The following is a 3,356-nucleotide window of genomic DNA, read 5'->3' on the forward strand; positions in this document are numbered from 1 at the left end:
CGTGAAACATCTGTTTACATTTCTTCTTTTATTATGGGGGAGTGGCGGAGCGAGAACAGCATTCGTTGGGCAAAGGAATGAGTTTAAAGAATGGGTTTGATGTAGGCGACAACCCGTTCTACTTCCTGAAACCCCATTTTGCTGTGAAATTCATGGCTTATAGCGTTGTCGAGTAAAGCGTCTGAAGCGAGTTCTACACAGCCATGCTCCAGTGCCCACTGTTCGGCATAGTGAATTAAAGCCGTACCGACTCCCTGTTTGCGGTATTCATCTTCCACATAAATTCCTTCGATATAAGCAACCGGGCTGCGACTCGCCCCTGGTACATAGTCCGATCGAAGCGAAAGATTCATAAAACCGATCGCGGTTCCAGCATCATTTCTAATCAGGAAACCTGCCTGACGAGGGGATTGGAGAATTTCTGTCAAAGTAATCTGCATTGCTTCAGCAAAATCGTCTGACCAGAGTTTCAACGCTAAATTCAGCCATTCATTGAAATCATGTTGCGTCACTTCGACAATTTTCACATTGCACTCCCTCAGAGGTTGTTTGATCAGTGGAGATTCTGCATTGCCCCCTAAATCTGCCACACCCTCGGCACACAAATCGATCGCCCCAACTCCTCCTGCCGCACCAGTTCCCAGACCCGCATAAACCATTTTCTGGCTTCTAGAGTAGAGTTTCCGCGATAGCGGCAGAGCAATCCGGCGGTGAGGCGAGTCACTCCGACTTGATTGGCTGATTCATGCAGGGAAATAGAATCTTCGGGTTCTTTGCCTTCGGGATACCATGCAGTTCTTGCCGCCTTAACTCGATCGGGGGAAACTTCGCGTCCGATGAACACAAAGCTGCCGATCACGGGGTATCCGGCGAGTCCGTGCAGGCTCGTCATCATCTCATGTCCGCCCTGAATGCCTTGCGGGTCAATCCACAACAGCCGCTCGTTTTGCCAGACTTCGGTTTTCGAGCGCCAGTAGCCTCCGTTAAACCGTTCGCCTCGGGCACTGCGTCCTAACCGGGTAATGTCCCAACCCATCCAGATTGCGCCTGGTTCTAGCTCGACTTTGAGCTGCTGAGCATACTGCGCCCCGTCAAACACGATCGTCTCCTGCGGAAACCATTCCAGACAGGCAGATGCGCCGATTTTGATGTGCGTGATTTGCTGTGCCTCTTGACCGTTACTGCGATAGACTTTGGCAGCCGCCGCAGAGGTAAGCAGGGCGTGAGTCTGGGGCTGAAGGTTGATTTGCAGCGAGAGCCAATCGCCCCCCACAATGCCTCCCGCCGTATGCAGCATCACGGTATGACAGGTTCCGGCTTCAGGATAAAAAGGACGCTGCACTTTCAGAGGAGCCTGGACAAAGACGCGATCGAGAATCGTCTTTTCCTCGCGTTGGGCGTAGTCTAATTCAAGGTGTCCGTGCCAGGAGGTTGGCGGATTGGGGGCAGTCAAGGGAGTTAGGGCAGTCAAGGGTGAGGTTGGTCGTTCACATCACGCATTACTTTAGCGAACCTCACCCTAAAACCAATGGATCAAATCCTGAAGCTGTCCTGCATTAATTTTTTGCGCGTTTGTACGGAATCACCCGATCGCCTAACGTAACGTAAGAGGGAGAAGCTGTCTGAGAAGTGTTCGAGGTTCAACATCGCCTCCTAAATCCCCCAACTTCGGGGAACTTTGAGAAGCCAAAGGAGAACTCGGTTTCCCCAAAATTAGAGGGCTAGAAAGGTGGTTTGGGCAATCATCGTTGCTTTTCAAAGCTTTTCTGAGCTGTTCTGACTAGACCTGATGCCCCATGTCTAAGACTTCCTGCCCCCCGGCTTTTCGGCTGCTGCTGGTGCTGCTGGCAATCTTTACTGCTTCTCCGGTTCTGGCGCAGCGCATTGCTCCGGCAAATGATGGAACTCGAACGCAGGTACGGCAGCGTGGCAATCGTTTTGATATCGAGGGGGGACGACGATCGCGGGACGGCAGAAATTTATTTCACAGCTTTGAGCGGTTTGGGCTGAGCCGAGAACAGATTGCTAACTTTCAGTCTGATCCGGCGATTCGTAATATTCTGGCTCGGATTCGGGGCGGCGATGCTTCGCTGATTGACGGCATTTTACGCGTGTCGGGCGGTAATTCTAATCTCTATCTGATCAATCCGGCAGGGATTATTTTTGGGCGAAATGCACGGCTCGATGTTCCAGCAGCGTTTACGGCTACAACCGCAACGGGAATTGGCTTTGCTAACAGTTGGCTGAGCAACGTTGGTCGCCCTGACTATGCCGCGCTGATAGGCGAGCCGATCGGGTTTGACTTTGCCCTGACTCAGCCGGGGGCGATCGTGAACTCTGGCAATCTAACGGTTACTGAGGGACAATCTCTGACGCTGCTGGGCGGAACTGTGGTGAACACCGGCGAAATTGCTGCACCAGGGGGAAATTTGACGATCGCCGCCGTACCTGGAACCCGTCGAGTGCGCCTTAGCCAAACCGGATCGCTGCTCAGCCTGGAACTGCCCACTGAAAGTTCAGCAAATGCTACCGATGCCCCGCTTCCAACCAGTCCACTTTCCCTGCCGTCCCTGCTTACCGGTGGCGAAGAGCTTCAAAGCGCAACCGATCTAATCGTCCAGCCCGACGGGACGGTGCAGCTTCGCGGGTCGGGAACAGTGATTCCCACACAGCCCGGAACGGCGATCGTCTCTGGAACCCTGAATGCAGCAACGTTAGGAACACCCGCAAGTTCTGAAATTACGGTGGTGGGCGATCGAATTGCCCTGCTGGATGCCAGTTTGGATGCATCGAGCGCGACAGGTGGAAGAATCCGGGTCGGCGGCAACCTGCAAGGCACAGGTACATTACCCCAGTCTCAGATTGTTTATGTTGATCCCAGTTCTAGCCTGGCTGCAAATGCCAACTCCGCAACGGCAGCAGGCAACGGAGGACAGGTCATCATTTGGTCAGAGCAGGGGACGCAATTCTTTGGCAACATCAGCGCGACGGGGGGCGCAACAGGCGGAAACGGGGGCTTTGCGGAAGTATCGAGCCGGGGGCAGCTTACCTTTGCCGGACAGGTCAACCTAAGTGCAGCAAACGGTCGTCTAGGCACACTCCTGCTTGACCCAACCAATATTCTGATTTCTGACACAGCCCCCACGACTCCCGGTACGGACACCGCTTTGCCAGATATTTTGGCAGGCGAATTTGCAGGCGATATCACGATCGACGCAGCTACGCTCACGGCTCAGACTGCCGATATCATTCTAGAAGCCACCAACAACATCACGGTTTCTCCCTCGATCGCCACCCTGTCGTTTGTCCCTAGTTCCGGCGGCTCGATTCGCTTTACAGCCGATGCAGACGGAGAC

3 protein-coding genes are annotated in these 3,356 nt (G+C 53.8%); 1 reads left to right on the forward strand and 2 read right to left on the reverse strand.

The genetic code is table 11. The features are described from left to right. Nucleotides 1–83: 83 nt before the first annotated feature. Together aac(6') and H6F80_RS04915 are read right to left on the reverse strand one after the other, a co-directional pair. Nucleotides 84–659 carry an aminoglycoside 6'-N-acetyltransferase gene (gene aac(6') / locus H6F80_RS04910; protein WP_199296383.1) on the reverse strand — a complete coding sequence of 192 codons (576 nt, stop codon included), beginning with the start codon at nt 657–659 and terminating at the stop codon, nt 84–86. Then, a complete protein-coding gene (locus tag H6F80_RS04915; RefSeq protein ID WP_242067168.1) occupies nt 578–1,471 on the reverse strand; it encodes an urease accessory protein UreD in 894 nt (297 codons plus the stop codon). The genes aac(6') and H6F80_RS04915 overlap by 82 nt, the downstream gene beginning before the upstream one ends. A 325-nt stretch (nt 1,472–1,796) precedes the next feature. Between H6F80_RS04915 and H6F80_RS04920 the strand changes: the two genes are divergently transcribed. Next, nucleotides 1,797–3,356 (forward strand): two-partner secretion domain-containing protein (locus H6F80_RS04920; protein WP_190790487.1); only part of this gene is annotated, 1,560 nt, incomplete at its 3' end.

This window comes from Leptolyngbya sp. FACHB-711 (genome assembly GCF_014695615.1).
Classification (GTDB): Bacteria; Cyanobacteriota; Cyanobacteriia; order Elainellales; family Elainellaceae; genus Leptolyngbya_A.